This window comes from Stenotrophomonas sp. YJH_SMC_138, assembly GCF_059369855.1.
This window is the reverse complement of record NZ_JCAFTB010000002.1, coordinates 81,168-106,233: the sequence shown is the minus strand read 5'-3', so window position 1 is coordinate 106,233 and position 25,066 is coordinate 81,168. Positions and strand designations below refer to the sequence as shown.

25 protein-coding genes are annotated in these 25,066 nt (G+C 67.8%); 17 read left to right on the top strand and 8 right to left on the bottom strand.

The window, feature by feature from the left end:
* Positions 1–81: 81 nt before the first annotated feature.
* Entirely contained in the window at positions 82–732 is a 651-nt protein-coding gene (locus AC5P7I_RS05650; RefSeq protein WP_262088357.1) for a transposase, read from the bottom strand.
* A 208-nt stretch (positions 733–940) separates the two neighbouring features.
* On the opposite strand from AC5P7I_RS05650, the gene AC5P7I_RS05645 reads away from it, so the two are divergent.
* The 13 genes from AC5P7I_RS05645 (at position 941) to AC5P7I_RS05585 (ending at position 14,364) form a co-directional block, all read left to right on the top strand.
* Entirely contained in the window at positions 941–1,480 is a 540-nt protein-coding gene (locus tag AC5P7I_RS05645; RefSeq protein ID WP_014646266.1) for a GNAT family N-acetyltransferase, read from the top strand.
* Entirely contained in the window at positions 1,477–1,809 is a 333-nt protein-coding gene (locus AC5P7I_RS05640) for a non-heme iron oxygenase ferredoxin subunit (RefSeq protein WP_014646265.1), read from the top strand. The genes AC5P7I_RS05645 and AC5P7I_RS05640 overlap by 4 nt, the downstream gene beginning before the upstream one ends.
* A gap of 173 nt (positions 1,810–1,982) precedes the next feature.
* The gene (locus AC5P7I_RS05635) at positions 1,983–2,384 is read left to right on the top strand and encodes a hypothetical protein (RefSeq protein ID WP_041863144.1); all 402 of its coding nucleotides are present in this window, start codon (positions 1,983–1,985) and stop codon (positions 2,382–2,384) included.
* Between the two features lie 151 nt (positions 2,385–2,535).
* Entirely contained in the window at positions 2,536–4,830 is a 2,295-nt protein-coding gene (locus tag AC5P7I_RS05630; protein ID WP_046429352.1) for a TonB-dependent receptor, read from the top strand.
* Positions 4,831–4,898: 68 nt separating this feature from the next.
* Positions 4,899–5,618, top strand: a complete 720-nt coding sequence (locus AC5P7I_RS05625) for a tetratricopeptide repeat protein (protein WP_014646262.1) — start codon at positions 4,899–4,901, stop codon at positions 5,616–5,618.
* Between the two features lie 10 nt (positions 5,619–5,628).
* Positions 5,629–6,306 (top strand): Fe2+-dependent dioxygenase, encoded by a 678-nt coding sequence (locus tag AC5P7I_RS05620; protein ID WP_032957365.1) that lies wholly within the window; start codon positions 5,629–5,631, stop codon positions 6,304–6,306.
* 164 nt (positions 6,307–6,470) lie between these two features.
* Positions 6,471–6,872, top strand: a complete 402-nt coding sequence (locus tag AC5P7I_RS05615) for a hypothetical protein (RefSeq protein WP_197557522.1) — start codon at positions 6,471–6,473, stop codon at positions 6,870–6,872.
* Positions 6,873–7,017: 145 nt separating this feature from the next.
* On the top strand, positions 7,018–9,438 hold the full coding sequence (locus tag AC5P7I_RS05610) for a TonB-dependent receptor domain-containing protein (protein WP_049441069.1): 2,421 nt from the start codon (positions 7,018–7,020) through the stop codon (positions 9,436–9,438).
* Positions 9,439–9,629: 191 nt separating this feature from the next.
* Positions 9,630–10,268 (top strand): PepSY-associated TM helix domain-containing protein, encoded by a 639-nt coding sequence (locus tag AC5P7I_RS05605; RefSeq protein ID WP_014646258.1) that lies wholly within the window; start codon positions 9,630–9,632, stop codon positions 10,266–10,268.
* 26 nt (positions 10,269–10,294) lie between these two features.
* Entirely contained in the window at positions 10,295–10,813 is a 519-nt protein-coding gene (locus AC5P7I_RS05600) for a DUF2271 domain-containing protein (RefSeq protein WP_005408420.1), read from the top strand.
* Between the two features lie 122 nt (positions 10,814–10,935).
* Positions 10,936–11,739, top strand: coding sequence for a DUF4198 domain-containing protein (locus AC5P7I_RS05595; RefSeq protein WP_262088356.1), 804 nt, complete (start codon positions 10,936–10,938; stop codon positions 11,737–11,739).
* Between the two features lie 52 nt (positions 11,740–11,791).
* On the top strand, positions 11,792–12,763 hold the full coding sequence (locus AC5P7I_RS05590; RefSeq protein WP_262088355.1) for an FAD:protein FMN transferase: 972 nt from the start codon (positions 11,792–11,794) through the stop codon (positions 12,761–12,763).
* On the top strand, positions 12,760–14,364 hold the full coding sequence (locus AC5P7I_RS05585; RefSeq protein ID WP_180835089.1) for a sulfite reductase subunit alpha: 1,605 nt from the start codon (positions 12,760–12,762) through the stop codon (positions 14,362–14,364). The genes AC5P7I_RS05590 and AC5P7I_RS05585 overlap by 4 nt, the downstream gene beginning before the upstream one ends.
* A gap of 147 nt (positions 14,365–14,511) precedes the next feature.
* On the opposite strand, the gene AC5P7I_RS05580 is transcribed toward AC5P7I_RS05585, so the two are convergent.
* The 4 genes from AC5P7I_RS05580 to AC5P7I_RS05565 all read right to left on the bottom strand — a co-directional run bounded on the left by AC5P7I_RS05580 (position 14,512) and on the right by AC5P7I_RS05565 (position 17,658).
* A complete protein-coding gene (locus AC5P7I_RS05580; RefSeq protein WP_014646254.1) occupies positions 14,512–15,120 on the bottom strand; it encodes a HutD/Ves family protein in 609 nt (202 codons plus the stop codon).
* Between the two features lie 34 nt (positions 15,121–15,154).
* The gene (locus AC5P7I_RS05575; RefSeq protein ID WP_032957373.1) at positions 15,155–15,880 is read right to left on the bottom strand and encodes a murein L,D-transpeptidase catalytic domain family protein; all 726 of its coding nucleotides are present in this window, start codon (positions 15,878–15,880) and stop codon (positions 15,155–15,157) included.
* A gap of 17 nt (positions 15,881–15,897) precedes the next feature.
* Positions 15,898–16,980, bottom strand: coding sequence for a L,D-transpeptidase (locus AC5P7I_RS05570; RefSeq protein ID WP_262088354.1), 1,083 nt, complete (start codon positions 16,978–16,980; stop codon positions 15,898–15,900).
* A gap of 351 nt (positions 16,981–17,331) precedes the next feature.
* Positions 17,332–17,658, bottom strand: coding sequence for a ComEA family DNA-binding protein (locus AC5P7I_RS05565; protein WP_014036262.1), 327 nt, complete (start codon positions 17,656–17,658; stop codon positions 17,332–17,334).
* A gap of 199 nt (positions 17,659–17,857) precedes the next feature.
* On the opposite strand from AC5P7I_RS05565, the gene AC5P7I_RS05560 reads away from it, so the two are divergent.
* From AC5P7I_RS05560 to murU, 4 genes are all read left to right on the top strand, one after another.
* Positions 17,858–19,351, top strand: a complete 1,494-nt coding sequence (locus AC5P7I_RS05560) for a M20 family metallopeptidase (protein ID WP_262088419.1) — start codon at positions 17,858–17,860, stop codon at positions 19,349–19,351.
* A gap of 69 nt (positions 19,352–19,420) precedes the next feature.
* Entirely contained in the window at positions 19,421–19,690 is a 270-nt protein-coding gene (locus tag AC5P7I_RS05555) for a GlsB/YeaQ/YmgE family stress response membrane protein (protein ID WP_005415577.1), read from the top strand.
* A gap of 64 nt (positions 19,691–19,754) precedes the next feature.
* Entirely contained in the window at positions 19,755–20,780 is a 1,026-nt protein-coding gene (locus AC5P7I_RS05550; protein ID WP_111205814.1) for an aminoglycoside phosphotransferase family protein, read from the top strand.
* Entirely contained in the window at positions 20,777–21,487 is a 711-nt protein-coding gene (gene murU / locus AC5P7I_RS05545) for an N-acetylmuramate alpha-1-phosphate uridylyltransferase MurU (protein WP_014646248.1), read from the top strand. The genes AC5P7I_RS05550 and murU overlap by 4 nt, the downstream gene beginning before the upstream one ends.
* 505 nt (positions 21,488–21,992) lie before the next feature.
* On the opposite strand, the gene hda is transcribed toward murU, so the two are convergent.
* From hda to AC5P7I_RS05530, 3 genes are read right to left on the bottom strand one after another with little or no spacing between them, the layout of a single operon-like run.
* A complete protein-coding gene (hda, locus tag AC5P7I_RS05540) occupies positions 21,993–22,700 on the bottom strand; it encodes a DnaA regulatory inactivator Hda (protein ID WP_014646247.1) in 708 nt (235 codons plus the stop codon).
* A complete protein-coding gene (locus AC5P7I_RS05535; protein WP_053496371.1) occupies positions 22,700–23,869 on the bottom strand; it encodes an AI-2E family transporter in 1,170 nt (389 codons plus the stop codon). The genes hda and AC5P7I_RS05535 overlap by 1 nt, the downstream gene beginning before the upstream one ends.
* The gene (locus tag AC5P7I_RS05530; RefSeq protein WP_032957235.1) at positions 23,866–25,005 is read right to left on the bottom strand and encodes a DUF2066 domain-containing protein; all 1,140 of its coding nucleotides are present in this window, start codon (positions 25,003–25,005) and stop codon (positions 23,866–23,868) included. Before AC5P7I_RS05530 ends, AC5P7I_RS05535 begins: the two co-directional genes overlap by 4 nt.
* Positions 25,006–25,066: the final 61 nt, after the last annotated feature.

The window sequence follows — 25,066 nt, the reverse complement described above, 5'->3', positions numbered from 1 at the left end:
CCCGACAACCGCCGTTGCGACCGCAATGCCCGCCGGATCGCGACCAGATGAACGCGGCATACCGCCCGCAGCACACCGGGATCAGATCCCTTTCGCCACGCGAAAGGGATCTGACCCCACCAGCATTCCCGACAGCCGCCGTTGCGACTGCAATGCCCGCCGGATCGCCAGCAGATCCCCCGCCGGAATACCCGCCTCGATGAACTCCACATAGCGCCTGCACCGTTCATCCGCATCAGAACCCATCAGCTCAAATGCCGAATGCGGCTCGAGCAGCGCATTGGGCCTGCCACGCGCATTGGCACGATAGCTCGACCAGCGATAGTCACCGGGATGCGCCACCTTCCCCGCCCGCACCGGATTGAGCTCGATGTAGCGCTGGCAGGCCAGCAGATAGCGATCCGTATCCACCACCGTGGAGTGGAAGCGCCCTTCCCATAACGTGCCGATGCGGCCCTGCCGATCATTCACCCGACGTACGTAGGTCCGGTTCACGGCCTGCATCATCCGCGACAGCCCGCCGCAGAGATCAGGCGTTGCCAGAAGATGGACGTGATTGTCCATCAGCACATAGGCGTGGACCCGGCACTGCTGCTGACCTGCGTCATGACACAGCAGGCGCAGGTAGGCGACGCGGTCGCCATCCGCAAAGAACACGCGCTGACGATTGTTGCCGCGCTGGACGACATGTTGCGGATATCCGGGCGCATCGATGCGCCGTGGCCTTGGCATGGGCTGCTCCTGGTAGCAGGGGGTCAGGGCCCTTCGCTGCGCAAAGGGATCTGACCCCGAGCATCTGCCGATTCCGGGCCCGTGCCAGTCGGTCCATGGCCTGCCGTTGAGTCAGTAGATGCCGGGGTCAGATCCCTTTCGCGTTGCGAAAGGGATCTGACCCCACTCCCCCATTTGCGCCCGCCCACGCCCCACCTAGAATGGGGCCATGAGCACCCTGACCTTCCGCGCCGCCACGCCGGCCGACATCCCCGCCCTGATCGCCCTCGTCACCTCGGCCTACCGTGGCGACGCCAGCCGCGTTGGCTGGACCACCGAAGCCGACCTGCTGGATGGCGCCCGCATCGACGCCGAAGGCATCCAGGCCGACCTCGACCGCCCGCGCTCCACGATCCTGCTGGCCGAGCGCGAGGGCCAGCTGGTGGCCTGCGCCCACGTTGCCGACGTCGACGGCAACGGCTACTTCGGCATGTTCTCGGTCGATCCGGCCCAGCAGGGCGGCGGGGTCGGCAAGCAGCTGATGGACGCCGCCGAAGCGCACGCCGCACGCGAATGGAAGGTGCCGGTGATGCAGATGACGGTGATCGACGTACGCGACGAACTGATCGCCTTCTACGAGCGCCGCGGCTACCAGCGTACCGGCATCAAGAAGCCGTTCCCATATGGCGACGAACGCTTCGGAATCCCCAAGCGCGACGATCTGCGCTTCGAGGTCCTGGAAAAGCCACTGGCCGGAGCCGCCGCGTGAGCGATACCTGGACCTTCGTGTGTGCCGGCAACGAGCTGCTGCCCGGTGAAATGAAGAGCGTGTTCGACGAAGTGACCGGCACGCCGATCGTGGTGTTCAACCTCGACGGCGAGCTGTACGCGCTGGAAGACCAGTGCACGCATGAGGAGTTCGAGCTGTCCTCGGGCGAGTTCAACACCGACGAAGGCAGCGTGGAATGCGTGCTGCACGGCGCGCGCTTCGACGTGCGCGATGGCCGCGCCCTGTGCGCCCCGGCCTATACGCCGGTACCCAAGTTCCCGGTGAAGCGCGAACACGACGCCGTCTGGACCCGCGACGACCGCGATTGAAGCGCCCCTGGCCGCCGGCGACTCCGCCCAGGGGTGGAACCAGCGGAGCGCGCTGAGAGGCGTTCAGGGGCCTCCCCGGGCCTCCAGACCGCTCGTTCGCCCGCGCATATGCGAATCATTATCGTTGATGTTATCCTACGTAACATCTTCGTAACGACTCCGCCCCCTGCGCCATGGCTTTGCCCGCGCCCGCCGCCACGCTGTGCCAGCTTGCCCGCCATGGGTGGCCGTTGGCTGTGGCCCTGCTGCTGACGCTGCTGCTGGGCTGGTCGGCCCTGCACGAAGGGCGCGATGGACCCGCCACCTACGGCTGGCAGGCACACGCTGAAGATCTTCAGCAGGCTATGCCGATGCCGGCCCCGCCGGCGGACGAGTGCCCGCGCCATGCGGTGCCAGCACCGGAGCCGCCGCTGGATGGCGAGGGCACAACGCCCTGTACCGGACTGGCTCCCCCGCGCGCCGCCCTGGTCGCGCATGTTCCGCTGTGGCGCTCCGATGCCCTGCACTGGCAGCTGCACGATCCCGCACTGCGGTTGAACCCCGGCCACGCACCGCCCGCACCGCACGCCAGCTGAGGCGCCCTGCGGCCATTGCCGTGCGCCTGGAGTCGTCCGCCGCCCAGCCGAGCATCGGCTCGGCTCTACAGAAGACGCCCTCTACATGCCGTCGCGCTGTCTGCGCTTCGGCTCTCGCCCCTTTCCGATCCCAGCCACTACCACCCAAGCCATGACCCACATCACGTCCCGCAAGCGCGCCCCGCGCGTTTCCCTGCTCGCCACCGCCACCCTGGCCGCCGGCTTCGCGCCGTTGGCTGCACAGGCGGCCGACAGCGCTGACGCAGCCTCCTCCCGCAAGGCCACCGACCTGGACAAGGTGCAGGTGCGCGGCAGCTGGTTCAATCCGTCCTCACCGAAGTTCACCGCCGAGCTGCTGGACACCCCGAAGTCGGTGTCGATCGTCTCGGAAAAGCTGATCGCCGAAACCGGTGCGACCAACCTGCAGGATGCGCTGCGCATGGTGCCGGGCATCACCTTCGGTGCCGGCGAAGGCGGCAATCCGACCGGTGATCGCCCCTTCATCCGTGGCTTCGATTCGCAGAGCAACGTCTTCGTCGATGGCCTGCGCGACGTCGGCTCGCAGACCCGCGAGATCTTCGACCTGGAGCAGGTGGAAGTAGTCAAGGGCCCGAGCTCGGCCTACGGCGGCCGTGATTCCGGCGGTGGCAGCCTGAACCTTGTGAGCAAGACGCCGAAGCTGAAGAACGAGACCAGCGCCAGCATGGGCATCGGCACCGACAGCTACGCGCGCGGCACCGTGGACGCCAACTACGTGCTGGGCGATGGCATCGCCGCGCGCCTGAACCTGATGAAGCACGAATCGGACATCGCTGGCCGTGACGCCGCCAATGTCAGCCGCTGGGGTATCGCGCCGTCGATCGCGTTCGGCCTGAACGGCCCGGCCCAGCTGATCGCCAGCCACTACCACATGCAGAGCGATGACCTGCCGGACGCGGGTGGCTTCCCGTATGGCAACCCGAACGGTGCGCCGGCCTCGAAGTGGGTCGACGGCCGCCCGATGGTGCCGGACCGCAACAACTACTACGGCCTGGTCGACCGTGACTTCCAGCGTACCCGCGCCGACATCAGCACCCTGGATGCCAGCTACGACTTCGGCGGCCACAAGCTGCGCAACATCGCGCGCCTGGGCAACACCAGCAACGACTACCTGTGGACCCAGCCGGACGACAGCCAGGGCAACCCGAACAACTACGGCACCCTGTGGCGCCGGACCAACAGCCGTGCCGTCGACGTCAAGAGCTTCGCCGACCAGCTGGGCCTGACCGGTGCCTTCCAGACCGGTGCGCTCAAGCACAGCTACAGCGCGGGCGTGGAATACAGCGACGAGAAGATGACCCGCGGCAGCTATCTGATGACCCCGGGCACCAGCAACCCGCTCACCGGCAACAGCAAGTGCCCGACCACCGGCGCGGCCACCGGCTACAACTGCACCGATTTCGCCAATCCGAACCCGCGCGATCCGTGGGCGGCCACCCATTCGGTGTACCGCAGCGACAAGGCACTGGACGTAGAGCAGCGCACCAGGACCACCTCGGCCTACGTGTTCGACACCATCGAGCTCAATGAGCAGTGGATGATCAACCTCGGCCTGCGCTACGACGACTTCCGCACCACCCTGACCACCCCGGTGGCCGGCAAGGCACCGACCCGCGTGCGCAACAGCAACGACTTCCTGAACTACCAGGCCGGCGTGGTGTTCAAGCCGGCCGCCAACGGCAGCATCTACCTGTCGTGGGGCACCTCCTCGACTCCGCCGGGCATGGACGGTGGTGATGGTTCGGACGGCCTGAGCGCCGCCGTGGCCGACCTCAAGCCGCAGGATACGAAGAACCTCGAGCTGGGCACCAAGTGGGACCTGTTCGACCAGCGCCTGAACCTCACCGCGGCGATCTTCCACACGGTGATGAACAACGCGCGCGTGACGGTCGACAACGGCACCAGCCAGAATGCCGGCAAGAAGGAAATCAACGGCTTCGAGCTGGGCTTCACCGGCCAGCTGACCGACGCCTGGAGCCTGTACGGCGGCTACACCTACCTGGACTCGGAACTGAAGGACAACGGCTTCGTCTGTGGTGCACCGGTCGGCCGCACCTGCCCGTCCAACGTCTACGTGCCCTCGCCGTACAACGGCAACGTATTCCCGAACACCGCCAAGCACAGCGCCAACCTGTGGACCACCTACCGCTTCCCCATCGGCCTGACCGTCGGTGCCGGTGCGTTCTACTCGGACAAGCAGTACGGTGACGTCGCCAACACCAAGTGGATCGCCAGCTACACCCGCTTCGACGCGATGGCCAGCTACGCGATCCAGGACAACATCAGCCTGCAGCTCAACGTGCAGAACCTGACCGACAAGACCTACTTCACCAAGGCCTATGCCTCGCACTACGCGAGCATCGCCCCGGGTCGCTCGACCACCCTGGCACTGAACGTGAAGTTCTGATGTAGCTTCGCTCCACCACGGCGGCAGGCTCTCCTGCCGCCGTTTTTGTTTCCGGCGATACTCACCCCATGGCAACCCGTACCCCCATCGACAGCGACGCCCTGGCCGAGCTGCTGCAGCACGATCCGCAGGCCGCGTTCGCACGCGTGCGCGACGCTGCGCAGGCTGGGCAGGTCGATGCACAGCTGCTGCTCGCGCAGATGCACATGGAAGGCAAAGGCACCGCACAGGACGCCTCGGCGGCGCTGCTCTGGTACGAAACCGCCGCCAACAACGGCGCGCCGATGGCGATGAACATGCTCGGCCGCTGCCATGAGCTGGGCCACGGCACGGCGGTCAACCTGGCGCTGGCGGCGGTGTGGTACCGGCGCGCGGCCGACACCGGCCTGGACTGGGGCCTGTACAACCTGGCCAACCTGCTGGCCACCGGCCGCGGCATTGCGCAGGACCGCGCGCAGGCACTGGCCCTGTACACCCGTGCCGCGCACCTGGGCCACGCCAAATCGATGAACCTGCTGGCCCGCCACCTCGAAGACGGGCTGGATACCGCACCCGATCCGCAGGCGGCGCTGGCCTGGTACCAGCGCGCGGCCGAGGCCGGTGATTTCCGCGGCCAGGCCAACTACGCCTCGATCCTGCTGCAGGCCGGCCAGGTCGAGCAGGCCGTGCACTGGCTGCGGCTCGCACTGGCGCACGGCAGCCCGGCATTCATGGCGCACATCGTGCCGGAGCTGGCCGCGTCACCGCATCCACAGGTGCGCGCCCTGGTCGCACCGCCGTCCCTCTGAGGAGTCCCGCATGCTGCTGCACATCCCCGACATTCTCAGCGCCGACCAGGTCGCCGACTTCCGCCGCCGCCTCGACGCCGCCGACTGGACCGATGGCCGCGAAACCGTGGGGCATCTGGGCGCACAGGCCAAGCACAACCAGCAGCTGCCCGAGGCTTCGCCGCTGCGCCGCGAACTGGGCGAGATCATCCTCGTCGCGCTGGCCCGGCACCCGCTGTTCTTCAGTGCCGCGCTGCCGCTGAAGTACCTGCCACCACGCTTCAACCGCTACAGCGGTGGCGGCACCTATGGCTACCACGTCGATGGCGCGGTGATGAACCTGGCCAATGGCGAACAGCTGCGTTCGGACATCTCCTGCACCCTGTTCCTGTCGGCGCCGGACGAATACGAAGGCGGCGAGCTGATCATCAGCGATACCTACGGCGAGCACGAAGTGAAGCTGCCGGCCGGCGACCTGGTCGTGTATCCGTCCAGCAGCCTGCACCAGGTGCGGCCGGTCACCCGCGGCGCGCGCGTGGCCTCGTTCTTCTGGGTGCAGAGCATGATCCGCGACGATGTGCAGCGCCGCCTGCTGTGGGAAATGGATGGCGCGATCGAGCGCCTGCGGCAGACCGGCGGCGACGCCGAGGCGGTCCTGCAGCTGACCGGCGTGTACCACAACCTGTTGCGGCGCTGGAGCGAAGTCTGAGCCTTGCCGGGCCGGCCTGCGGCATTTTGGCAATCATTCTCATTTGCAACGGCTAACAGCTCTCATTACAATCACGCCCCGTTGATGCCGGCCGCTGCCGGCAGACCCTTGGGGACCCCCGCTTGCTGCGCCCGCTTCGCCCTCGCCCACTCATCCATCGCAAGATGGGCACCGCCATGCGCGGCCAGCGTCCTGCGCTGGCCAGCCTGCTGGCGTGGGTGGCAATGCTGGCGTTGCTGCTGGGCACCCTGCCGCTGCTGCCACAGGCCCACGCCGGCATCGCCGTGCAGGTGCCGTTGGAGGAGCGCGGAGGCGAAGCGCCCCTGCAGGAAGAGGCGCCGGCCAAGCTGCGCCGCTGCGCCTCCGCTCCGGTGAAGTCGGCCGAGAAGGCACGCCCGCCGTTGCTGCTGGCCAGCCACTGGCTGCGCACTGAGCTCGACCTCGTACCCGCCATGCCGGCCATGCCCGGCGTGCGCGCGGACTGGCCGCTGGCCGCTCCGGACACGCCCTGGGCCGATGCGCCCGGGCGCCGTCAGCAACGCGGCCAGGCGCCGCCGCTCGCCTGATCCACGGCCCGACGTGACCGCCTGCGCGGTCGCGCCTGCACGCCGCTGCCTGCTTCATCCCTGCCGCCCCTGACCGGCCCTTCCGTGCCTGCCGCGCCCTTCGCGCACGGCACCGCGCCACCTTGCATCCTTCGAGGTAACTGCCATGGCTCAGCGCCATCGTGTCCGTTCTTCCCTGTCCCGTACCCTGCTGACCAGCGCCGTGCTGGCGGCTTTCGCCAGCCCCGCCTTCGCCCACGGTGACGCCGCAGGCGCGCCGCAGACGCTGGACAAGGTGGTGGTCACCGCCGCCGGCTTCGAGCAGAAGGTGATCGATGCCCCGGCCAGCATCAGCGTGGTCAGCCGCGAGGAACTGAGCAAGCGCCCGTACACCAGCCTGGTCGATGCGCTGCGCGACGTCGAAGGCATCGACGTCGGCCTGGAAGCGACCGACAAGAACGGCCGCGCCACCGTGTCGATGCGCGGCCTGCCGTCCGAGTACACCCTGGTGCTGATCGACGGCCGCCGCCAGAGCAATGTCGGCCAGATCTATCCGAACAACTTCGGTGGCGGCCAGTTCGCCTACCTGCCCCCGCTGGACGCGATCGAACGCATCGAAGTCGTGCGCGGGCCGATGTCCACGCTGTACGGTTCGGACGCGATGGGCGGTGTCATCAACATCATCACCCGCCGCAACCAGGACAGCTGGCACGGTTCGGTCAGCCAGGGCTTCACCGTGCAGCAGGACGACCAGTTCGGCGATGCACGCACCACCGACCTCTACCTCAGCGGCCCTTTGCTGAAGGAGCGCCTCAGCCTGGCAGTACGCGGCAGCTACTACGACGCGAAGGCTTCCAACCCGGAATGGGATGCGTTGTCCCTGCCCGACGGCACCCTGTGGGAGCGCAGCATCGGCTTCGGCGGTGGTGGCAAGTCGGTGGCCAACACCAACTGGAACAGCGGCGTGCGGTTGGACGTCCGCATCAACGACGATCACGAACTGTGGCTGGACTACGACGTGTCGCGGCAGAAGTTCGACAACAGCGAAGGCCAGACCGGCACCCTCGACAGCCTGGCCAGCCTGTGGCGCGTCGGCAATGCCGTCATTCCCAACCCGAACGGCAGCGGTACCGTCACCCGTCGCGTGGTGCAGCCGCGCGTGGGCTACACCGCCTACCAGCGCTACGAACGCGACCAGTTGTCGCTGACCCATCAGGGCCGCTACAGCTTCGGTACCTGGCAGACCTCGCTGACCCACAGCAAGAGCAGCAACCTGGGCCGTTCGCTGCCGCTGACCCTGGAAGAGCGCGCCAACCTGCAGACGCTTTGGAATGACGTCTGCCGCCGCACCGGTGCTGCCAACAACTGTGCGGCCGGCCGCGGCAACGCCCTGGTTGCCCTCAACCCGAGCGAGATGGCGCGCCTGCAGGCGTTCCTGCCGCGCCCGCTGCGCACCATGGAACTGGAAGGCTACGTGCTCGACACGATGCTCGACCTGGACTTCGGCGCGCACACGCTGACCGTGGGCGGCCAGTACAACGACACTGACATGGTCGACGGTGTGTTCGGCATGGATGGCGCCGGCTACCGCAGCAACGTCAAGCAGATGCACCGCATGTGGGCGCTGTTCGCCGAGGACAACTGGGCGCTGACCGACACCCTCACCGCCACCTTCGGCCTGCGCTACGACGACCACAACGTATTCGGCAGCCATGTCAGTCCGCGTGGCTACCTGGTGTGGAATGCCAGCGATGCGTGGACCTTCAAGGGCGGCGTCAGCACCGGCTACAAGACCCCGCGTCCGGACCAGCTGTTCCCGGGCATCACCGGCTTCGGTGGCCAGGGCGTGCTGCCACTGGTCGGTTCGCCGAACCTCAAGCCTGAAACCAGCACCAACTACGAACTGGCCGCCTACTATGAAGGCCAGCGCTGGGGCTTCAACGTCACCGGCTTCTTCAACACGTTCGAAGACAAGATCGCCAGCGGCGGCACCTTTGCGAACTGCGAAGTGGCCCGCGCCGGCAGCGGCTACTGCGTGGACATCGGCCCGGGCTGGGCGGCACTGGGCTACAGCACGTTCACCCAGAGCGTGAACATCGACAAGGCCGAGACCCGCGGTGCCGAACTGGCCGCGCATGTCGACCTGCTCGACACCCTGCAGCTGCGCGGCAACTACACCTGGACCAGGAGCGAGCAGACCAGCGGCGCGCAGAAGGGCCTGCCGATCAGCGGCACGATGCCGGCCAGGCACATGGCCAATGCCAGCCTCAACTGGCAGGTCAACGAAGCGATCAGCCTGTCGCTGATCGGCGAAGGCCGCTACGACCGCTACCGCGACACGCTGCTGGACGCCAACGGCGCCAGCCACACCCGCTACTACCAGGACTACACCATCTTCCATCTCGGTGGCAGCTGGAAGGCCACGCCATGGCTGACGGTGAACGCACGGGTCAACAACCTGTTCGACAAGGACTTCGTTTCGCAGTCGTGCCTGCTGATCAGCCAGAGCGAGTTCAACTGCGTGGACGACTACGCGACCAAGGACCAGCGCCGCAGCTACTGGATCTCGTTGAACGCGAAGTTCTGATCGCCGCGCCCGGCCCCGGTGGGTGCCGACCTTGGTCGGCACCGCTTCATCCACGCGTGGCGTGGATCTACCGATCGGTAGTGCCGGCCGCTGGCCGGCAATCGCCCTCCAGCGATACAGAACGACACGCAATTGCGAGCTATTCTCATCAATGATGTAATGGGCAGTCCCCGTCCGCCTCGAACCGTGCCGTGAGCCGTCCTGCCTCTTCCACCGTGGCGCAGCAACAGAACCGTGGCTTCTGGCTGCGGACGCTGCACCAGTGGCACTGGATCAGCTCGGCGGTGTGCCTGATCGGCATGCTGCTGTTCGCGGTGACCGGCCTGACCCTCAACCACGCCGCGAAGATCGAAGCCAAACCCCAGGTGCAGAACCAGCATCTGGAACTGCCGGCCGATCTGCTCGGCCAGCTCGGCACGCGCGAAAACGGCAATGCACCGATTCCGCGCCCGGCCCGGCACTGGCTGGACACGCAGCTGGGCATCGCCATCGGCGGGCGCCCGGCAGAGTGGTCGGCCGAGGAGATCTACCTGTCGCTGCCGCGCCCCGGCGGCGACGCCTGGCTGAGCATCGATCGCGGGACCGGCGCGGTGGAGTACGAATCAACCTCGCGCGGCGCGGTGTCCTACCTCAACGACCTGCACAAGGGCCGCAACGCGGGCCCGGCGTGGGGCTGGTTCCTGGACCTGTTCGCCGTGGCCTGCCTGGTGTTCTGCATCACCGGCCTGTTCCTGCTGCACCTGCATGCACGCCAGCGGCGCATGACCTGGCCGCTGGTCGGCCTCGGCCTGATGATTCCGCTGCTGATCGCCCTGCTGCTGATCCACTGACTTTCCTTCGTTTCCGGAGCCGCCCCATGCGCGTCACCCTGACCATCGCCCTCAGCGGCCTGCTGGCCACCTCGCCGGCGTACGCCACCACCCTCGACATCAACGTCGAAGTGCCCAAGCTCAACGTGGCCGAGTACCACCGCCCGTACGTGGCGGTGTGGCTGGAAGGCGCCGACCAGAAGGTCGCGGCCAACCTGTCGGTCTGGTACCAGCAGACCAGCAACAGCGAAGGCCACGGCACCAAGTGGCTGCCCGACCTGCGCCAGTGGTGGCGCAAGAGCGGCCGCACCCTGCAGGTGCCGGTGGACGGCGTGACCGGCCCGACCCGCCCGGCCGGCAAGCACGCGCTGTCGTTCAACGACAGGCAGCCGGCACTGAAGCAACTGGCCCCGGGCAACTACACCCTGGTGGTGGAAGCGGTGCGCGAAGTCGGTGGCCGCGAACTGCTGAAGATCCCCTTCACCTGGCCGGCCACCGCCGCGCAGAACGGCAAGGCGCAGGGCGCCACCGAACTGGGCCAGGTCACCCTCGCCGTCAAACCATAACTGCCTGAGCCGGGGTCGGATCCCTTCCGCAGGAAGGGCTCTGACCCCATCGCCCTATCCCTCGGGGTCAGAGCCCTTTCCGCTGGAAAGGGATCCGACCCCTTCCAACTGGAGTCTTCCGCATGAAGCGCACGCTCGTCCTCGCCGCCGCCCTGGCCGCTGCCCTTCCCTTCTCCGCCCTGGCCCACAAGGCCTGGCTGCTGCCCTCGCAGACCGTGATCGCCGGCAACGCGCCGTGGATCACCGTCGACGGTGCGGTCTCCAACGATCTGTTCTACTTCAACCACGTGCCGCTGCGCCTGGAATCGCTGGTGATCACCGCGCCGGACGGCAGCACCGTGCAGCCGCAGAACGCGTCGACCGGCAAGTACCGCAGCGTGTTCGACATCGAACTGAAGCAGTCGGGCACTTACCGCATCGCGTCGGTCAATGACGGCCTGTTCGCCACGTACGAGCAGAACGGCGAGCGCAAGCGCTGGCGCGGCAGCGTGGCTACCTTCGGTGAACTGCCGAAGGACGCGAAGAAGCTGGAAGTGAGCCAGTCGATCGGCCGCGTGGAGACCTTTGTCACCAACGGTGCGCCGAACGACACCGCGCTGAAGCCGACCAACCGTGGCATCGAGCTGGTCGCCGTCGACCACCCGAATGACCTGTTCGCCGGCGAGGAAGCCACCTTCCGCGTGCTGGTCGATGGCAAGCCGACCGCCGGCCTGGAGTTCGAGATCGTGCGTGGCGCCACCCGCTACCGCAACGCGCAGGACGAGCTGAAGCTGACCAGCGATGCCAAGGGCGAGATCAAGGTGACCTGGCCGGAAGCCGGCATGTACTGGCTGGAGACCGGCACCGAGGACAACAAGACGTCGGTGAAGCAGGCCGCCAAGCGCCGCCTGAGCTACGTCGCCACGCTGGAAGTGCTGCCGCAGTAATGTGGACCGCGATGCCGGGCATTCCCCGGCATCGCCACCGCAACGCATCACCATGACCGATTCCCATCTCGACATCGCCCGCCTCGGTGGCACCACCATGGGCACCACCTGGAGCGTGTCGCTGCTCGCGTCGCGCCAGCGCGACCTGCACCCGCTGCACGCCGGCATCCAGGCGCGGTTGGACGACGTGGTCGCGCAGATGAGCACTTGGGAGCCCGGCTCGGATCTGAGCCGCTACAACCGCGCCGACGCTGGCCAATGGTGCGTGCTGCCGGCGGAGACCCGCCACGTTGTGACCTGCGCACAGGCCATCGCTGCCGCCAGTGACGGCGCCTTCGATCCCACCATCGGTCCGCTGGTTGCACTGTGGGGCTTCGGCGCACATGCCGGCGAACGCCGCCAGCCCGACGCCGCTACCCTGCAGGCCACCCGTGAGCGTTGCGGTTGGCAGCGCCTGCAGTGGCAGGATGATGCGCTGCTGCAACCGGGCCGGCTGGAACTGGATCTCTCTGCGATCGCCAAGGGCTTCGGCGTCGATCACGTCGCCGCTTGGCTGCGCGCGCAAGGCATTGCTGCAGCATTGATCGAAGTCGGCGGCGAACTGGCCGGCTACGGCCGCAAACCGGACGGCCAACCGTGGCGCGTGCTGGTGGAATCCGCACCGGAAGAGGATGTGCACACCGAAACCCCGCCACGGGTGCTGGCGCTGGACGGCAAGGCGGTGGCCACTTCGGGCGATCGCTGGCACCAGTACCAGGCCGATGGCGAGGCCTACAGCCACAGCCTCGACCCGCGTACGGGCAGGCCGGTGCAGCAGGTCGCCGCAGCGGTCACCGTCGTGGCCGACGACGCCATGCACGCCGATGCCTGGGCTACCGCACTGACCGTGCTGGGTCGCGAACAGGGCATGGCGCTGGCCGAGCGCGAAGGACTGGCCGCGCGCTACCTGCAACGCACCGCAGACGGCCCGCAGGAATTTCTCAGCAGCGCCTTCCAGCGCCTGCTCGACGGGCAGGACGCATGAGCACTCGGCCATCGCGTGCGTGGCTCGGCAACACACTTGTACTGATCGTACTGGCGCTGATCGCCTGGGCGCTGCTGCGCCTGCACCTCGGCGACGCCTGGTGGCAGGGCGCACCGCCGGCACGGCAATCGCAGATCGCCATCATCGCCACCGCGCTGTACGCGCTGGCCTGCGCAGCCCTGTGGTGGCGCACTCGTCCGCGCGATGATGCGGCGTCCGCCGATACCGCACCGCTCCTGCTGGTCTGGTCCAGCCAGACCGGCTTTGCCCGCGAACTGGCCGAACGCAGTGCCGAGGCCCTGCGTGGTGCCGGCGTGCCGGTGCGTGTGCGCGGGCTGCATGAGGTCGACGCCGCATTGCTGGCCGACAGCCAGCGCGCGCTGTTCATTGCCAGCACCACCGGCGAAGGCGATCCGCCCGACCACGCCCTGCGGTTCCTGCGCGGGGTGATGGCCGCGCCGCCTCCGTTGCAGCATCTGCAGTACGGCGTGCTAGCGCTGGGCGACCGCAGCTATGGCCACTTCTGCGGATTCGGCCACCAGCTGGACCAGTGGCTGCGCCAGCATGGCGCGCACCCGCTGTTCGATGCGATCGAGGTCGACAATGCCGATCCGGCGGCGCTGCGACATTGGCAGCAGTTGCTGGGACAACTTGGCGGAGGCGCCACTGAACTGCCCGACTGGAGCCCGGCCGAGTATCAGCCGTGGACGTTGCTGCAACGCCAGCATCTGAATCCGGGCAGCCCCGGCGGCCCGGTGTACCGGGTGCGCCTGCAGCCACCGCCTGGCGTCGATGTGCAGTGGCAGGCCGGCGACATCGCCGAGATCGGCCCGCAGCACCCACGCCACAGCGCGCGCGCCTGGCTCGATGCACAGGGCTTCAATGCAGACACCGTGCTGGATGACGGGCAGGCGTTGCTGGCCCGTATCGAGCGCTCACATCTGCCATCGCTGGTTCCCCCGGGTGATCTGCCCGCACTGCTGGCAACCCTGCAACCGCTGCCGCATCGCGAGTACTCGATCGCCTCGGTGATGGCCGACGGCGCGGTGGAGCTGCTGGTGCGCCGCCAACTGCGCGCCGACGGTACACCCGGCATCGGCAGCGGCTGGCTGTGCGACCACGCGCCCATCGGCGAACCGGTGCAACTGCGGCTGCGCCGCAACGACAATTTCCATGGCGTGCCCACCGATGTACCGCTGCTGCTGATCGGCAACGGCACCGGCATCGCCGGCCTGCGCGCGCACCTGCACGAACGTGCCCAGCGCGGCGCGCGCCGCACCTGGCTGCTGTTCGGCGAGCGCACCGCCGCGCACGACTTCCATTTCGGCGAAGAACTGCAGGCGATGCTGGCCAGCGGCACGCTGGCACGGCTGGATGCAGTGTTCAGCCGCGACGGCGGCGCGCATCGCTATGTGCAGGACCGGCTGCAGGCCGAAGCGGCGACGCTGCGGCAGTGGGTCGATGAAGGCGCGACGATCCTGGTCTGCGGCAGCCTGCAGGGCATGGCCCCGGGCGTGGATGCAGTGATCGAGCGGGTGCTGGGTACCGCAGGCAAGGAAGCGATGCTGCTGGCCGGTCGTTACCGGCGCGATGTGTATTGAACGAACCGTCAGGGTCGGTTCCCTTTCCGCAGGAAAGGGCTCTGACCCCAACCACAGCCGCACCATGACGGCGTGCCCAGGCATGGTGGCAACCGCACGGCAGTAGATCCACGCCATGCGTGGATGGCGCCCACCGGCGCCCAGGAATCATGCCCCCGCCGCGCTCACCCGTATCGCCAACAACTCGCCACCACCGCTGAGCGCATGCCGTTGCCTCTCGCCCGCCGCCAACCACGCGGTGTCTCCCGCCTGCAGCGCCGGCAGGCCACTATCGGCACCGAACTGCGCCTGTCCGGCCAGCAGATGCAGCGCCCACGCAACGCCCGGTTCGCAGAAGAAGAACATCGACCCCACCAGCGGCCGGTGCAGCAGTTCGGCCTGCAGCAGCTCGCGCTTCCACATCAGGTTGAAGTCGTGGGTGGTGCCATCGACCAGTTCACCGTGCAGCGCTTCTTCACCGGCAAAGCGCACCCGCCCGTGCGGCGGCAGCACCTGGGCCACGCGGCCATCCTCGAAACGCAGGCGCACGCCATTGCCCTGCAGCAGCACCAGTTCTCGCTCCACGCCGGGGAAGGTGGAGAACGCAGCGTCCTGCTCGATCTCGGCCACCGACAGGCGCAGCGCCCAGTCATCACCCTCTGCGGGCAGGCGCAGGATCTCGCGGGTCCAGCCAAGTCCATTCCGCCAGCGTTCGCGACGATAGTCCAGGCTGGAAATGACCTGGCTCGGAGTGTGCAACAGGGAGTCGACGTTCATCGGCGCATTGCATCACGCCACGCGCCATCATGCATCACCGCGTAGCGAGCGTGCCCTGGCCACCGCATCCGCCGGCCAGCAGCTGCGAGTGCTTCAGCCAATCCTGGTCAGGGTAGTAAGCAAACACCATCGTGCCGCCACGCAACGCATCGATCAGCGGCTTGGCCACCGAAAGGCGCACCGCCGGGCAACCCAGGCTGCGACCCAAGCGCCCCTGCAGCTGCGCGGTGGCCGGGTTCACGTACGGCGCACCGTGGATGACGATCGCGCGTTCGCGCGCACGGTCGTTGAAGCCCGGCTCCAGCCCGGCCAGGCGCAGCGAATATCCATTACCGCCCATGTAGGTCTCCTGCGCGGTGAACGCGCCGAGGCTGGACATGAAACTCCCATCGCGGTTGGAGAAGTGCTGGGTGCGGTTCTCGCCGCTGTTGCGGCCATGCGCCACCCATTCCTCGAACAGCAGGCGCTGGTGGGCCAGGTCGAACACCCACAGGCGCGGCTCGGTGGACGGCCGCGAATAATCGATCACGCTGAGACGATCACCGTTGATGCCCAGCTCCGGACGCTGCAACGCACAGCGCATGGCGTGCGCCGCCAGCTGCAACACGTGGCGGTCAGCCTTGGGCGCACTGCGCGACAGCAAGGCAGCCAGATCATCAGCGCTGGTGGCAAGGGCGGGCGTCTGTGCCAGCGCCGGGGCGCTGGCCGAGGTCGCCAGCAGGCCGAACGCGGCCAGCCGGCACAGGCGGGATGCAGTCATGGGCACAACGAGGGGACTCAGTTGCCCTTGAGGGTGGACCTTGGCGGCTCGGATTCCAAGACCGGCTGCATTCCGGATTCAGCCGGGCTTGGGCGGACCGCCGGCAACGAGGTCACCAGCAGGGTCGTGCCCGGCACCAGCACCTGGTACAGCTGGCGGGCAAAATCGGCCGGCAGCGCCATTGGCAACGAGGGCGTGGCCAGCAGGTCCGGGGTGGCCTGGGCACGATCCTGGCCCAGCAGCGGATAGGCCGTCCACTGGTGCAGGCGCTGGTTCACGTCCAGCGGGCTGGGCGTATCGCTGTAGCCCTGCCCCATCACGAACAGCGTGGTGCCCTGGAATGCCGGCAGGGCGTCGGCCTTCAGCGGCGACTCGCCGATCATCACGCCATCGCGCAGCACGTACAGGCGCTGGTCATGCAGGCTGACCAGGATGCCGACCTGCCCGGCCGGGGCTGCGCTGTCGTCCCACCAGGCCTGCGCCGGGGCCCCGCCCTCGGTTTCCGGCAAAGCCTGGCCGCGCGCGTTGACCGGGGCCAGCACCGAAGGATAGGCCAGGGTCATCGGCGAACTCTTGGCGTCGGCCACCACCACCGTATCGCCGCGCTGGGTTTCGCTGAACAGCTTCTGCGCGAACGCCTGCGGCAGGCGCACGCAGCCGTGCGAGGCCGGGTGCCCGGGCAGGCTGCCGCCATGCAGGGCGATGCCGTCCCAGGTCAGCCGCTGCATGTAGGGCATCGGCGCGCTGTTGTAGAGGTTGGACTTGTGGTCCTTGTCCTTCTGCAGGATGGTGAATACGCCGGTCGGCGTCTCGTGCCCGGCCTTGCCCGAGCTGATCGTGGTCAGGCCGATGGCGATGCCGTTGCGGTAAACGTAGGCACGCTGCTCATCGAGGCTGACCACCAGCACGATCGGGCCGGTCGGCGAGATTTCCGGATGCCACAGGTACTCGCCCGGTTTCAGGTCGGTCGGCCCGCGCACGTCGGCGGTGCTGGCTTCGGCCGCAGGCTTGACTGTCGGCGTCGGCGCAGCGGCATGGGCCAGCAGTGGCAGGGTCAGTGCCAGGGCGAGCATCAGGGTCGTGGGGCGGTGCACAAGCATCCAGCGGGGTCCTTTCCATGCGGAGCGGCCACCGTACACCATCGGCCCGTGGTGGCCGCGGCAAAACCAGGCGCCGGAAATGAAATTGCCCGGCGACACAGCCATGTGTCGTACCGGGCAATCGTTACGTCCTTGTCGGCCTGCTGCCGCCCCCTCGCATCCTGCGCTGTGGGGGTAGCGTTGCATCCTGCACGCGGCCGCGTCTGTCCTGTTTGTATCTCAGCCCCTTCCACAGGTCTGTGATGCCACCATCCTGGTGATTGGTGCCGCGTCCTGCGGCGGTCGGTGGTCACGGCCTTCCTGTCCGTGACCGGTGAACCAGCCTCCTGCCGGTTCCGACGATTCCTGCTGTCAGCGCCTGGGTACGGTCCGCACCGGTACCGATCCGGGTACCGGATCCGCCGGCAACAACCTGTTGCCTACGGTGATCCGCTGTCGATTCCGTTCGACGATCGCTTTCCCTATCCCCTTCACCTGCGTCAGGTCCTCGACGCGATGAAACGGGCCGTGTCTGCGCCGGTGCTCGACGATCGCCTCGGCCTTGGCGGCTCCGACCATCGTCAATCCCTGCTGCAGCGCCTGGGCATCGGCGCGGTTGATGTCGATCGGTTCGGCGGCATGCGCCCCAGCGATCCCCACTACCAGCACCAGCGCCCTCAACACGACAAACCAAGGCACGACGTGTATCTCCCTGTGATTCTGGCCGCCCCGACCGGCAATCCCGTCGGCAGGAACAGTGTCCGTCACCACATGTGCACAGCCTATCGGTTTCCCGGATTTCCGTAAGCCAGCCAAATACCCGACGTGATGTAGGAAAAACCCTACCCGCGGCACAGGCGTAGAATGGCCGGATCAGCCCATGCAACCGGAGTTTCAGATGGACAGCGCCAAGCTCGGCCAATTCGTCAATGACAAGTGGGACAGCGAAATCGTCCCGCAGTTGGTCGACTACATCCGCATTCCCAACAAGTCGCCGATGTTCGACGCCAATTGGGTGCAGAACGGCTACATGGAACAGGCGGTCACCCTGATGGAGAACTGGGCCAAGGCCCAGCAGCTGCCCGGCCTGAAGGTTGAGGTGGTGCGCCTGGAAGGCCGTACCCCGCTGATCTTCCTGGAAATTCCGGCTACCGGCGCCGAAACCGGCGACGACACCATCCTGCTCTATGGCCACCTGGACAAGCAGCCGGAAATGACCGGCTGGGACGACGACCTCGGCCCGTGGACCCCGGTCCTGCGCGGCGACAAGCTGTATGGCCGCGGCGGTGCGGACGACGGCTACGCGATCTTCGGCTCGCTGGCTGCGGTACTGGCACTGCAGGCCCAGGGCCTGCCGCACGCCCGCTGCGTGGTGCTGATCGAAGCGTGTGAAGAGTCCGGCAGCTACGACCTGCCGGCCTACGTCGACCACCTGGCCGACCGCATCGGCAAGCCGTCGCTGGTGGTCTGCCTGGATTCGGGCTGCGCCAACTACGAACAGCTGTGGTGCACCACCTCGCTGCGCGGCCTGACCGGCGGCAATTTCACCGTGAAGGTGCTCAACGAAGGCGTGCATTCCGGCGATGCCTCCGGCGTGATCCCGTCCAGCTTCCGCCTGCTGCGCCAGATCCTTTCGCGCATCGAGGACCAGGATACCGGCCGCATCCTGATCGACGGCATGAACGTGGAGATCCCGGCCGAGCGCCTGGAACAGGCCAAGCGTGCCGCCGAAGTGGTGGATACCGAGATCTTCGAGAAGTTCCCGATGGTCGACGGCCTGCGCCCCATGAACGAGGACCTGACCGAGCTGGTGCTCAACCGCACCTGGCGCCCGGCGCTGTCGGTCACCGGCGTCGGTGGCATGCCGCCGCTGGAATCGGCCGGCAACGTGCTGCGTCCGCAGACCTCGGTGAAGCTGTCGCTGCGCCTGCCGCCGACCGCCGATGGCAAGACCTGCGGCGAGCTGCTGAAGGAAGCACTGCTGCGCGACCCGCCGAACGGCGCGCAGGTCACCCTGGACCTGGAAAAGGCCTCCACCGGCTGGAATGCCCCGGCGATGGCGCCGTGGCTGACCCAGGCCATCGACGACGCCAGCCAGGCCTTCTTCGGCAAGCCGGCGATGTACATGGGCGAGGGCGGCTCGATCCCGTTCATGGGCATGCTGGGCGAGAAGTTCCCGGGCGCGCAGTTCATGATCACCGGCGTGCTCGGCCCGCACTCCAATGCGCATGGCCCGAACGAGTTCCTGCACATCCCGATGGGCAAGAAGGTCACCGCCTGCGTGTCCAAGGTGATCAGCGAGCACTACGCCGCCAGCCTGCGCGGCGAGACCAGCGGCTCGCCGGTGGCTGCCGACAGCGGCACCCGCCACGGCGACCACGGCTGCTGCTGATCCGGCACTCGTGACGGACGCAGCCTGGCCTTGCTAGGCTGCGTCCACACTCAAGCGGAATCCGCGCGCATGAATGGTCTGTTCGGCAGCAGCAGCTGGCTGTACATCCTGCTGGTCGGCTTCTTCGTCGGCCTGCTCGGGCGTTTCTTCATGCCCGGCAACAACCGCATGGGCTGCCTGCTGACCATCGTGCTGGGCATCCTTGGTGCCCTGCTGGCCGGTTGGTTCGGCCAGTACATGGGCTGGTACGCCCCCGGCGAACCGGCCGGTTTCCTCGGCGCGGTGGTGGGCGCGGTGGCCGTGCTGGCCGTCCTGCGCCTGTTCAGCGGTCGCCGCTGACGCCGCTCCCCCTTCCCTTCCTGTTGCCGACGTTGGCGCGCCCGGCGCGCCCGGATATGCCCGCATGACCGAACCCGCCTCCGATCCCCAGCGCAGCGCGCAGCGCCTGCAGTGGGCCCGTACCCAGCTCGATGATGCCAACGCGGTGGTCGAACGCGCTTCGGTTGACGCCGGCATGCGCAGCTACTGGCGCGCCACCAGCACGCGCGGCAGCCACATCGTGATGGACGCCCCGCCGGGGCTGGAAGATCCGCGGCCGTGGCTGCGCATGCGCGGCCTGCTGCACGACAACGGTCTGCGCGTGCCCATGCTGCTCGCGCAGGACCTGGATGCCGGCTTCCTGCTGCTGGAAGATCTCGGCGGCCCGACCCTGGCCAGGATCCTCGACGAGCGCAACGCTGACGAATGGTTCGGTCGTTCGATCGAGCAGCTGCTGCGCCTGCAGGCGATCCCGGTGCCGGCCGACTTCGGCCAGTTCGGCGAAGCACTGCTGCAGCGCGATGCCGGCCTGTTCGACGAATGGTTCCTGCAGCGCCACCTGAACCTTGAACTGGACTGCGGCGAGATCGAAGGCCTGCAGCTGGTGCATCGCCGCCTGATGGACAACGCGCTGGGCCAGGCCCAGCTGATGACCCACCGCGACTACATGCCGCGCAACCTGATGCCGGTCGACGACGGCCCCGCAGTGCTGGATTTCCAGGACCTGGTGCGCGGCCCGATCGCCTACGATGCGGTGAGCCTGTTCAAGGACGCCTTCCTGAGCTGGCCACTGCAACGCGTGGACGAATGGCTGGCGCAGTATCACGAGCGCGCCCGCGACACCGGCCTGCCGGTGCCCGACCGCGCCACCTTCCTGCGCGATGCCGACTGGATGGGCATCCAGCGCCACGTGAAGATCCTGGGCCTGTTCTGCCGGCTGCGTTACCGCGACAACAAGGGCCATTACCTCGACGACGCACCGCGCTTCATCACCTATCTGGATGAAGTGCTGCCGCGCTACCGCGAGCTGGCACCGCTGCAGCAGCTGCTGGACGACCGCATCAAGCCGGCGCTGGCCGAGCTGGGTGCACCGATGCGCGTAGCCCGATGAAGGCACTGGTCTTTGCCGCCGGCCTCGGCGAGCGCATGCGCCCTTTGACCCTGCACACGCCCAAGCCGCTGCTGGAAGTGGCTGGCAAGCCGTTGATCGTCTGGCACCTGGAACGCCTGGCCGCACTCGGCGTGCGCGAGGTGGTGGTCAACACCGCATGGTTGGCCGAACAGTTCCCGGCGACGCTTGGCGATGGCAGCCAGTGGGGCCTGCGCCTGCATTTCCTGTACGAAGGGCAGACCCCGCTGGAAACCGGCGGCGGCATCCTCAACGCCCTGTCGGTGCTGGGCGATGCCCCGTTCCTGGTAGTGAACGGCGACATCTGGACCGATTTCGATTTCGCCACGCTGCCGCGCGAGCCGCAGGGCCAGGCGCACCTGGTGCTGGTCGACAATCCGGTTCAGCACCCGAATGGTGACTACCGCCTGGATGCACAGGGGTTCCTGCACCATGACCGCGAAGGACCATGCCTGACCTATGCCGGCATCGGCGTGTACCGTCCTTCGATCGTGGCCGACTGGCGCGCGGTGATCGGCGATGCGCCGGGCAGCGAGCGGCTGCCACCGAAGTTCTCGGTGGTGCCGCTGCAGAAGCACTTCATGGCGCAGGGGTTGATGACCGGGCAGCACCATCGCGGGCGCTGGACCGACGTCGGCACCGTGGATCGCCTGCGCGCGCTGGATGCGGAGTTGGCGGCGAACGGCTGAGCCCCTCGTGGCTGGACGTTTTGAGAGCAGTAGCCTTGCTTGGCCGGGCGGGGTGGATTCGCGGGGGACGCCGTGAACCCGTCCCTGGGGGCTTGGCCGCGGCATCCATGCCGCGGACACCCCCGCGAACCCACCCCGCCCGGCCTCTGACAGTTTCCGTGCGCGTCCAGCCACGGAAGAAAGAAAGAAAAGCAGAAGCGGGTCGCTTCGCTCTGGTGACGACCAACGGTCGTCACCCACCACAAGCAAGACACGTATCGACCAAGGTCGACACCCACCAACAGCAGTGCAGTACAGAGACCAGGCAGATCGCGGGAACCTGTCGAAGGCGGGGCGCTGTGGGCTTGCGGGGTGTGAGCCGCATGGATGCGGCGACCAAGCCCCCAGGGACGGGTTTACGGCGGCCCCGCAAGCCCACAGCGCCCCGCCTCCCCTCAGGAAGCCAGCTTTTGAAGTTGACGTTGCTTCTGCGGGTGCAGGGCGCAGCCCTGCCGAACAACATCCCTCAGTAACGAGGCCGGCCTTCTTCCAGCACCTGACGCAGGAACGGCACGGTGATCCGCCGCTTCGCCGCCAGCGATTCGCGGTCCAGCCAGTCCAGCAGGGTGATCAATCCACCCAGCTCACGGCCGGTGTGCGACAGCAGCCACTCGATGGCCGCTTCGTCGATGGCCAGGCCGCGTCGCAGTGCACGCTCGCGCAGCACGGCCGCCCGTCCTTCCTCATCCAGCGGCTGCAGCAGCACGCGCACGCACTGGCCCAGCCGCGAGCGCAGGTCCGGCAGCACCAGGCCCAGTTCGCCCGGCGCCTTCTGTGCCGTGTACAGCACGGTCACGCCCGCAGCGCGCGCACGGTTGTGGAAATCGAACAGCGCGATCTCATCCTCGCGGTTGCCGGCAACCTCGTCCAGGCCGTCCAGCGCCACCAGTTCGCGCGCTTCCAGCCCATCAAGCGCCGCACGGACACGGCCGGCGGCGCTGGCCAGCGGCACGTACGTCGGCAACCGTCCGGCCTGCTCGGCGCTGGAGCACATCGCCAGCGCCTGGTGGGTCTTGCCGGTTCCCGCCGCACCTTCCAGGTAGACCCAGTCGTGGCTGGCGCCAACCGCGATCGCGCGCAGCTGCGCCAGCGCGCCATCCGGCGCGCCGATGAAGGTCTCCAGGCGCTGGTCCCGCGGGTAATGCAGGGCCAGCGGCAGTTGCGGCACACCCATCACTTCAGGTCGGGGCCCTTGTCGTCCGGAACGATGATATGGGGCGCGTCGACCACGCCATCAAGCACGATCGCCGGCTTCTCGCCCACGTACAGTTCGCTCTGCCGATAGCGCTGGTGGGCATAGCGCAGCAGCACGTTGGTCACCGCCGCTACCGGCAGCGCCAGCAGCATGCCGAGGAAGCCGAACAGCTGGCCGCCGGCCATCACCGCGAAGATCACCGCCACCGGGTGCAGGCCGATCTTGTCGCCGACGATGCGCGGGGTCAGCACGTAGCTTTCCAGCAGCTGGCCCACGGTGAACACCACGCCGACCAGGATCAGCAGCTTCAGGTCGAAGCCCTGCGCCTGCACCAGCGCGGCGATCACCGCCATCAGCACGCCGGTGGTCGCGCCCAGGTACGGGATGAAGCTGATCAGGCCGGCAATCAGGCCGATCAGCAGGCCCAGCTTGAGGCCGACCAGCGACAGGCCACCGGCGTAGATCACGCCCAATGCCAGCATCACCAGGAACTGGCCGCGGATGAACGCCCCCAGCACTTCGTTGGACTCACGCGCCAGCGCGCTGATGGTGCCGATGTGGTTGCGCGGGATCACCGAGGCCACCCGCTCCACCAGCTTGTCCCAGTCGCGCAGGAAGTAGAACGCCAGGATCGGCAGCAGCAGGATGTTGACCACCCAGGTCACCATCGCAAAGCCCGAACGCGACACGTAGCCCATGAACGTGGTGGCGAAGCCGCCGGCCTGCTGCCAATGGCTGCGCACCCATTCGATCAGGCGGTCCGGATCCAGCCACTGCATCACTTCCAGGCCGGTCTTGTGCTCGAACCAGGGGATGCCGGTCTGCATCAGCCACGCCTGCGCCTGCGGCGCGGCCGCGATCAGGGTGGTGATCTGGCGCTCGATCATCGGCACCAGCACCAGCAGCAGTGCCACGATCACCAGCACCATCGCTGCGAACACCAGCACCACGCCGGTCATGCGCGAGCGGCCGGTGGCCTCGATGCGGTCCACCAGGGGGTCACCCAGCCAGGCCAGCGCCAGTGCCAGCACGAACGGGGTCAGGATCGGCGCCAGCAGCCACACCACCCAGCCGATCAGGCCGGCGAACAGGATGTACTTCAGCCGGCGCAGGAACTGCGCGATTTCAGCTTCCGGGCTCAGGATCATCGCAGGCGGTACTCGTTGCTGACCGGCGCGGCCACCGGGGCACCGGTGGTGTCATCGATCGGGGTCGGCAGGGCCGGCAGCGGCGCGCTTGGTACCAGCACGCCGTTGTCGCCAAGCATGCGGTTGAAGCCGGCTAGGCCGGTGGTCATCTCCACGCTCAGCTCCAGTTGGCCGGCCGAGGCGTGCAGCGGGGTGACGTTGCGCACCACCGGCACCTCGCGCAGGCCAGCGGCCAGCCGCAGGTAGTCATCGGCGCTGTTGATGCCGGTCACCACCAGGCGGTAGGTGCCGGCCTGGCCGACGGCAACGCCGGCCTTGGCATAGCGCTTGACCAGCGCATCGGCGGCACCGTCGGCACCGGCGGCCATCGCGCGCATGGCGTTGGCGTCCTTGCTGGTCCACTTGTTCAGTTCGCGGCCGTTGTCGACGAACACCCAGTCCGCCTGCCAGCCACCGTTGGCGCGGTAAAGCTTGCCGATCAGCTGCATCGGCGGTGAGTAGCGCGAGGAGGCACGGGCCACGGCGGCGCTGTCCTGGCGCCAGATGGCACCGGCCAGGGCCTGTTCGGCAGCACCGCCGCTGGGCAGGCCCAGCTTGTAACCCCGCTCGATGGCGCGGTTCAGCAGCGGGCGGGCGGCATTGGCCTGCTGCACGCTGACCAGGCGCGGGCCACTGCCGTCGTCGACGGCCAGCCACAGCACCGGCTTCGGTCGCGGCTGCGGCCACAGCGGCAGGCCCAGCGCCGAGACCAGCGAATCGACATCGTCCTCGCGGAAGCGGGCCACCAGCAGGGTCCGGAAGCTCGGTGCGCCGCTGGCACCCACGCTCTGGTCCTGCTTGTAGTCGTAGCTGGCCACGTAGTCCTTGGCATTGCGCAGCGCCTGCACCACGCCGGGGCGTGACATCACGTTGCGGTCGCCGGACAGCTTGCCCAGCACCACGCTCAGGGCACGGGCCAAGGCACCGTTGCGATCGGCCTCGGCCTGGCTGTTGACGGGCACTTCGGCCTCGTAGGCCCCCGAAGCGGTGGCGACATCTCCCTCGGTGCGCAGGCCGCTCTGGGCCATCGTGGCCACCGGCAGGCTCAGTGCAAGGAGCAGGGTCAGAATCAGGCTGCGGCGCATCAGGACATCCATTGGCTCGACGAATCCGGGGGAATTGTTGCCCGAATACGGCCTTTGCGCCAATGCGGCCTGT